Source organism: Paenibacillus taiwanensis DSM 18679, assembly GCF_000425125.1.
Taxonomy (GTDB): Bacteria; Bacillota; Bacilli; order Paenibacillales; family Paenibacillaceae; genus Paenibacillus_B; species Paenibacillus_B taiwanensis.
In genome coordinates, this window is record NZ_KE384309.1 from 351,866 (window position 1) to 360,970 (window position 9,105).

Consider the following 9,105-nt stretch of genomic DNA (forward strand, 5'->3'; position numbering starts at 1 on the left):
TTTTACCTTGACGAACAATTTGAAGGTACAATTGTCAAATTAATAGACAAATAACACATTTTGTCCACCCTTCATGGACAAGATTCAACCTTTTACAATAGTTACATATGAGGTTAACATTACCAGAATGATTCCTCTTTACGCTGTTCATTAGTCGATTGTATTTAGTTTTACAATACGAATGATAAAGAACAGGAGAGAGCGAAGCGATGTTACGAAGCAAACAGCAACGAACACTGCGTCACAGATTGATTTTATGGTCATCCTTAACTGCGCTATTATGGCAGGCGGTGTCGTTACCCGTCATGGCGGCTGGTGCAACAGATCCGGCAGCAGCGGATCAGCAGGTGATCCTGCAGGCAGATCACGGTCGGGTACAAGGGAACGATGTGACAAATACATCTTTGGATGCGGGGGGGTTATTAACGGGGCACATTCCACTAACCAATGACCCAAAAACGAATGGTCCACAAGCAAATGATAAAAACGCACAACAGCAAGGAGGCCAGCAGCAGCCCGCATTTTTACCGAACATGGCCTTAGCAGGAGTCGGACCATCCTTATTGATTACTGAAATGATTCCAGATACGACTAATATCGGAAGTTCAGATGGTTATGAGTTTATAGAGGTGTATAACAATTCAGGCCATGTCATAAACACAAAAGATTACAAGTTAGTTTATCGGTATCTCGATTCGGGAGATGCAGACCTTAAATATGCACTGCCAGATAGAGTGATTCAACCTGGAGAGTCTTTTGTTATTTGGTCTAAAAATGCAGATAATCTAAATGAGCCAGTAGATCGGTTTAAACAATTTTATAAGCTTCAAGCAGATGATCGTCTTATTATAGAATTAAAATGGGGCGGTATGGCCAACAGCAAGCCTCGTGCTTTGCTATTAACGGATAGTCAAGACACGAACGCAGTCCGACCGATTGTTACTGCTGCTTATGCTGCGTCTGACGTAAAGGCGGATCAAGGCATCCATTATGTTGCGCCAAGCACAGGCAACACGATGATTAAACAAGGCTTGTCCAGTGCTTCGCCATTAACGGTGCGGCCAGACCAATTGGCGGTGATCGAACCGATTCAGATTATGCATGCACCTCCAGCACAAGTAACTAAAGGTTCGAATGTTCCAATTACGGCAATCGTTAAAGGTGGCCAAGCTGGCCGTATGCAGTTCCTAGAATATAAGACGGATAAAATGACCAATCCACTCAAACTGGTGATGACTAGTGTAACGGATGTGGTGTATGGCGCTGAAATTTCTGCAAGTGACTTGAAGGATGCTGCCTTACTACAATATACATTCGAAGCAACAGACGGCAGCCAGCAAGCCAAATCGCAGTCGTTTATAGTTCCGGTAATGGATACTGCCGTAGGTATGCCAGCTTACGTGCCAGAGCTATTAGTCACGGAGTTGGTTCCTAATTCGGCCAATGTAGGCGGCGCGGACGGCTACGAGTTTATTGAGTTGTATAACCCGACGGACAAGCCAGTTGATATGAAGGATTATACAATCCGTTATCGCTATCCTGACGAAGGTGCAGAGGCTGACTTGTGGTGGCGGCATACCGTTCCGGTGACGATTCCAGCTGGAGAGACAGCCGTGTTTTGGATAATTAATGCTGAAAACAAAAGTAAAACAGCAGCAGATTTTAATGCGAACTACGGAACAAATTTGACCGAAGGCGTAAATTTGTTCCGCTTATATAACAACGGCATGGCAAATGGCAGCTATCGAGCGGTATCCATCTCGACCAACACAGGAATGGACAGATCCGTTGCTACTTATAACGATACGACGCCTGCCGTAGATGGCACGCTGGAAAATGGGGCTGTTATTTATCAGTACAATGAGTTAACTTTTCCAAATATGAAAAAGATAAGCGCAGCAATCGAGAAAGGCACACCAGGTACCCTTCTGCCTTATCAGAAGCTGCCGCAGCTGTTTCATGTGCCAGTTGATACCGTTCCACCTCAAGTGAAGGTGCGTGACATACCTGCTGTAGCGGAAGATACGAAAGATTTGAAGCTTGTATTTGACGCTGTGGACAACACGGACGTGAAAACGTTAAAGCTGTACTACCGCACGGATGCGTCGCAGCCATTTGAAGAGCGTAATATTCATTTGGTTAATGCCGCTAAGGAACTGTCCTATACGTTAGCAGCTTCAGAATTGATCGGCCATCCAGCATTAGAACTGTATGCGGAAGCTTCGGACGGGACGCATACGACTCGTATGATGGATATTCGCATTCCGATTCAATCATCTCAGCAGCAGGGATTGCGCTTTAACGTGAAGGAAGGTCAATTCATTAAAGGCGACAAATGGATTAAGGCAGCATCAGGCAATGAGCGCACCAATACTTTGCAAGTGTCAATTGACGGCAAACCTATTGCTGCACATGCTTTGCAGCCTGCTATGGAGCAGAAGGTGCTGTTTTCCTTTGATGTAAACAAAACAAATATTTTCTTCCAAAATGGCGTTGTGTTTAATAATGAGATTATCCATGTATTTGATGATTCGATTAACGGCTGGACGACGTTGACGGTGCCGATTGATGCGGACAAGCTGTCATATGGCAGTCCGGTGCCGATTACGATCCGTGCCGGCTCTAAAGCAGGCACCTTTGACGAATCTGACAATCTGGACGACTTTAATATACGTAACATTCGTCTTGTACTCGCAGACGGAACGATTATTCGCGATGCGAATTATAAGGATTCGACGAAGGAATGGGATATCGGTGATAGTACCGGAATGAAGAAGCAGCACGATTTCCAATTTTCCATCCCTGACAACAAATATAACGGTTTTGGCTACACGTGGAACACGACGGCAATTGCCGATGGCAAGCACACGCTAAAAGCAGCCGAGTCCAATGGCGACAGTCGGGTAATTAACGTCGTTGTGGACAATACGGCACCTGAACTGAAGCTGAATGTTACACCGCAACAGGTGGTAAAAGGAAAGCTGACTGTTCATGCAGAAGCTGCTGACGCCTTATCAGGTATTGAATCCGTCACGGCTGCGTTGGATGGCAAGCCTGTACAGCTTCCACTCGCGCTTAGCTCCGTATTGCTGTTGCCAGGCAAGCATCAGCTTATCGTTAAAGCTGTTGATCGAGCAGGTAACATAACGGAGCGAGCTTCCGAGCTTAGTGTGCAGGCTGAGCTGCCGGATATTCCGAAGCTTGTATCGAGTTTTATTCATTCTTTACGCGCGAATGGTACGTTAACGGTTGAAGTCAAGGACCCTACAAATGATCCGTTAAACGTGAAGTTCTACGAAGGGTTTACTTTCACGCCAACGGATACTTCCACGATGAAGGTGTATCAAGCGGCAAGTGATGTAGAGCCGCCACTGCTTGCGAAGCTGCCACATGAGCAGGAGCTTACAGCACAGCAGCTTCAGGCGTTGGCTAAGCTGGATGATCAGTCGGTACGACACGATTCCTGGAATCAATTCCCGTATCAACGTTATGAGCTTAGTGTGGACCCGCGAGTAAAAGCGACAGATGAACTTCGTGTGGAGTGGAAAGGTAAGTCTCTGCCAGGCCGAAAAGTAACGATGTATGCATGGAATGTCCATACGAGCAAATGGGATGCGTTAACGACGGCGGTTGCAGGAAACGATTTGTTTTCCCTTACAGGGCAAGCGGTTGTGGATGCCTATATCAATCAGGAGCGTAAAGTATCCGTTATCGTTCAGGATGAAGTGGCACCTGCTGCGGATGCAGCTAAGGTGAAAGACTTTACGTTGGTATGGATGTCCGATACTCAATATTATGCGGAGTCTTATCCGCACATTTACAAGTCTGAAGTGGACTGGATCGCGGCGAACAAAGACAAGAAAAACATACGGTATGTGTTCCATACTGGTGACGTAGTCGATGAGATGGACAAAGTGGAGCAATGGGAACGTGCAGATACGTATATGAAAGTGTTGGAGCAGGCACAAGTGCCATACGGCGTGCTTGCAGGCAACCATGATGTGAATCATAAGGACGAGAACTATACGGATTTTAGTAAATATTTTGGCGAAAAACGATTTAAAGACAAGCCTTTCTACGGGGAGTCCTATAAGGATAATCGTGGTCACTACGATTTAATCTCGGTGGACGGCATTGACTTCATCATGGTGTACATGGGCTGGGGCATATATGAAGAGGAGATCAAATGGATGAATGAGGTGCTTGCTCAATATCCAGATCGACAGGCTATTCTTAATTTCCATGAATATTTGCTCGTCTCTGGTGAGCGTGGACCTATTGCCAATAAGATTTATGATCAGGTTGTCAAGAAAAACGCCAACGTTATTGGGGTGCTAAGCGGTCATTATCATGATGCAGAAACTAAAATCGATGCCATTGATGATAATGGAGACGGTAAACCGGATCGTAAAGTATACCAAATGCTCGCCGATTATCAAGGCGGACCTGAGGGTGGCGAAGGTTACATGCGGTTGCTCGAATTTAAAGCTTCGCCTGACGGCAAGCGGATCGAGCGAATTGACATGAAAACCTATTCGCCTTACAAGGACAAATTTAATTATTATGATCCTAAGGAGCATCCGGGAAAAGATGAATTTGCAATCGATTGGAACATCGAGCCGAAGCTGAAGCGGGTGGAGACAGATATGATCCGTGCCGATATTTATTCGAATCATCTGATTGGGACTGTGGATCATGTCGCTAGCGGTAGCAAGGCTTCCGTTACATGGGAAGGTTTATCGGGTAACGGAAAATACGCGTGGTATGCTGTTGCCGCAGATGCATTTGGCGGTGCAGCACGATCTCCGGTATGGTTGTTAGGTCAAACGGAGGACAATGGAAGCGGCGGCAGCAACGGTAATGGTGGCAGTGGAAGCGGTAATGGTGGTGGCGGCAAGGAGAAGCCGTCTAACCCTGACAGCGATTTTGTCATATCAGTTCCTGCTGTGTTGGATGTGAATGGGGTGTGGGGACTAAGCCCTGACACGACGACAACTGTACGGGATGGATTGAAATCACATCCTAAGCAAACGGTGACGATTGAAATGAAGCCTAACCAAGCATTAGCTGCAACCTGGAAAGCCGCTTTGAATGGGGACATTGTGCGGGAGGCTGTGCAGCAGCAATCTAACTTGCGCCTGAAGCTTGGCGCATACACAGTAACGCTGCCACTTGCAGCAGTACGTAACCTGCCTGAAGGTGCAGATAAGCTGGTTATTACGGGGCAGGCAGCCTTTACACGCCAGCAGTTGGCGGCTTATGCGAAATCATGGGCAGCGTCTGGCTTGACTTGGACAGGGCAAGCGCTGCGTATTGGTCTTGCCGTGGATGTGAAAGGCAAGACGGAACCGATGCCTGCAACTGCTCAAGGCATTACGATGAGCTTAGCTGCCAAACCGCAAAAGGGATCGTGGCATATTCAGTCTGCGCTAGCGAATGCTAAGGCAGTCAAGGCTGAGCTAACAGACGCTGGGGTTCAAGTGACGTTGACTGAAGGTAATGTAATGTTGGCTGCCTTGCTGCCAAAGCCTGCTTTTGCAGATGCAAGCGGGCATTGGGGACAAGCCTTTATTGAGGCTTCGTCGGCACTTGGTCTGGTAAACGGCCAGACCGAGACGGAATTTAAGCCAAATGCAGCGGTAACACGTGCTGAGCTCACATCAATGATCGTGAGAATGCTGGAGCGTGTATATGGTACAGCTAGCTTGGTGAACGCTGGAAGCCATACTACAGCAAGCTTCCAATACGTTGCTGTTGGTGCTTGGTATGCGGAAGCTGTGTCCGCAGCAGCCCGCATGAACCTTGTGCAAGGGGACGGCAAGCAGTTCCGTCCGAACGACCGTGTTACACGTGAAGAAGCCATCGTCATGCTGATGCGTGCGATCAAGCTTGCGGGTCATGAGGCAGGAACTTCTGCACTTACCTTTGCAGATAAGGATACAGTCGCCACTTGGGCGCAGCCAGCTTTACAGGGCGCGTATTCCCTAAAGCTTGTACAAGGGCGTGAAGGCAATCGCTTTATGCCGCAGGGGGCAATGACCAGAGCGGAAGTGACGAAGCTTCTGATACAGTGGTTGAATTTATAGCAGAAATGTAAGTAAACGAGCGTGGAAGAGGCAGCGGCATTTTGTCGTAGAGGCTGCTTCTCCACGCTCGTTTTTTGTTATTAATTGTCTGATATTTGTCCCAAGCTGCGTCCAGATGACCTAGGACGTAGCTATTTACAGCGTGCGTGTATATCGTGCTCACGCACATATCACACTTTTTGATCACATTTTTTAACATTGTATATTTATGAAAACGCTATTTTACAAAAAATTCAAGGACTATATTTCCAAAAACAAGTAATCTATAAGGATGAAGAGATTACATCCCTTTAATTCCCAAAGGGGTGCGGTAAAGGAGCGGAAAAATGTTGAAACAACGTGTTCTGTCTTTATTTTTATTTGGCTTCATCCTCTGTTCTCTACCTGTACTAGCAGATGCTAACAGCTATTATTACGATGCAAACAAAAGACTCATACAGGTGAATGAATACGGTCACTCCTTCAAGTATGTTTATAACTACCAAGGAGGACTTCAGAAAGTGGTGAAGGATGCGAACTTACATATAAACACGATATCCAATTGGAAAAAAGTATCCGGAAGTTTTGTTGTTCCTGATCATGCAGCTATTGCTAGAATTCATTTGCACACCCAAAGACATACAAAAGAAGGGAAGTCTAGTGCTGATTTTATAGTGGATGATGTTGTTATGTCAAAAGACAAATAGATTTGTACTTCCACAAAAGGAGAATATGAAAATATGAAGAAACTAGCGTATTTACTTGTCTTTGTTCTACTCATAGAGACAATTGCTTCAGCGGGGATAAGTACTTCTGCCGTAAGCGCTCTTGTTTCGTCGGAGAGTAAACAGCAGAAGCAAATACTCTTAACGGTTGATTATTTAACTAAGCAGTACAATATTTCTACATCTACTGTTCTGAAACTATTAAATGAAGGTTATGCTCTTGAAGATGTGTACAACGCATTAAAGAAGGATGCAAATGTGGAAAAGATAGAGGCAACATTGGAGCAATTGTTCCCTGGAAAACGGAAAAAGTATGAACCGCCAACCGTTACAGAGAATGTTTATTCCGTAACGGGTGATGTACATAGACCGAGTGTAACCCAAGATGTATATGCGCTTAGTTTGAGATCGAGTTCTGATCGGCCGCAAGTGTATTATGACAAACTGAGTTTGGTCAAACAGCATATCAAATTAGATCAAGCACCGTATTCGTTATCTACAGGCAGCGAGTCTATTTCCAGTGTAGATGGTTCGCTAACACACGCTGTGGCGGATCTATCTTTGCCAGGAAGAAATGGACTTTCCTTTACATTAGGGAGGACGTACAACAGCAACGATGCTGAATTCTATGCAAAATCGATTGTCACCAGTGCTTATATTCCTTATTATTATGTGCCCAGGGTTAAGGCAATTGTCTATAAAGTACTGGGGAATGGTCAAACGATCCAGGTGGATGAACGGAACCATGATAGAGGCGTTGTTGTATACGGACCATTTCGCTATGATTTCCTTCCGGTAACCATAACCGTTTTGGGACAACGAACGGAAGACGTAGATATGATCATGAGGGGGATGTATCGCCCTGGAGAATTCCACTATAAGGAATTTTATTGGGTGGGAGAAAAATATCAAATTTATATTTACCCACTAACAGCCCAAGAAAATAACCATATGGCTGTGGGGTCTGGCAGTGATATTACATGGCTGGTCCCTGATAGTGCGGTTAAAGATGATCCGATGGATGGTCAAATTGGTGTAGGTAGAGGCTGGTCCTGGGATTTACCTTATGTCAACATCGTGGAAAGCGATGACAAAACAAAGGACATGTTTATCAGGATGCCAAGCGGTGGTGTATATCAAGTAGACAAGCAGAACCAATTGATGAATTACCCTTGGAAAGATGCGACGTTTGGCAAAGACGACACAAAGACCGTGAAGTACAGCAAGTCTGCCTATGTGCTCAAACTACAGCAAGGAAAGTCATACTATTTCGATAGTGGCGGGAGATTAATCCGAATCGAAGACTTGTACGGCAATTTTATTGATTTTGAGAACTATGGTCGCTACGGAAGCTTGTCCAAGGTAACGGATCCCTTAGGGAACTCGATTGATCTTAGCTACTCCTACAACGAGGACAAACTTGTAGCTACAAATGGTATCGATACGGTAGCCTATCAATTTAACAGTTATCCTGGTGTATATCCGAATGAATCAAAGGTTCCATACCTTGAATCGGTAACGGATTCACAGGGAAGAAAAACTAGCTATGTGTACGAGCCCGCAAAGTCCAAGTTCTCCATTACTTCAACTCAAGCGAATCAACGCAACGATTATATCTTGTTAAAGGAAATCCACCATCCGACGGGTGCACGGACACGATATCAATATGAACAAGTGCTAAGACATCTAGGTAATTATTCCAAGCAGCAGCAATTCCGAGTTACCGAACGGAAAGAGGTGTACCAATACGTAGGTACTCCCGAAATAGAAAGCAACAAAGTAACCATTCAATACATTTCAGATCCTTATACGGAGACGGGGACGCAGCATAAGACGATACTCAATAATGGGGATCTAACAACTGCTTATACGTACGACAAGGTGTACGCTAGTGATCCGCTCTTCTTGAATAAAGAAATTAGACAAGACTCCGGTCAAGTGCAACAACTTACCACGATGGCGTATGCGTCTAATCGTAATCCTTATCCGATCCAGATCGTCACCAACAAACGGAGCGGTGGTGTTGAAAGTCCAGCTCTGACGGTCAATCGTCAATATGATCTCAACGGCAACATTACAAGTGAAACCAACAGCATGGGGGCCAGTACCGTCACGACTTACGATCCGATCTTCGCTTTGCCGCAAACGGTAACGACCAAGGTCGATGCGAGCCAGCAGTCCGTAACCCGTTATGTACGGAACGGGCAAGGTTCAGTGACTGAGTCCAAGACGTATGCGAATGCCGAAGGCGGACCGCTGCTGCGGCACACGAACTTTGAGTATGACGGCTTTGGTAATGTGACGAAGGTGATTGC

Annotated in this window: 3 protein-coding genes; all 3 read left to right on the forward strand. The window is 45.7% G+C overall.

The genetic code is table 11. The features are described 5' to 3' along the window. The first annotated feature begins 209 nt into the window (after window positions 1–209). Entirely contained in the window at window positions 210–6,086 is a 5,877-nt protein-coding gene (locus tag H509_RS26385; RefSeq protein ID WP_051287528.1) for an S-layer homology domain-containing protein, read from the forward strand. Between the two features lie 326 nt (window positions 6,087–6,412). Then, window positions 6,413–6,772 carry a hypothetical protein gene (locus H509_RS0122565; RefSeq protein WP_028547064.1) on the forward strand — a complete coding sequence of 120 codons (360 nt, stop codon included), beginning with the start codon at window positions 6,413–6,415 and terminating at the stop codon, window positions 6,770–6,772. A gap of 33 nt (window positions 6,773–6,805) precedes the next feature. Further along, the coding region (locus tag H509_RS0122570; RefSeq protein ID WP_028547065.1) for a hypothetical protein at window positions 6,806–9,105 on the forward strand (2,300 nt) is incomplete at its 3' end.

Bases quoted from the DNA above. Each gene is read 5' to 3' on its own strand.
- H509_RS26385 (WP_051287528.1), top strand. From the start codon at position 210: ATGTTACGAAGCAAACAGCAACGAACACTGCGTCACAGATTGATTTTA.
- H509_RS0122565 (WP_028547064.1), top strand. From the start codon at position 6,413: ATGTTGAAACAACGTGTTCTGTCTTTATTTTTATTTGGCTTCATCCTC.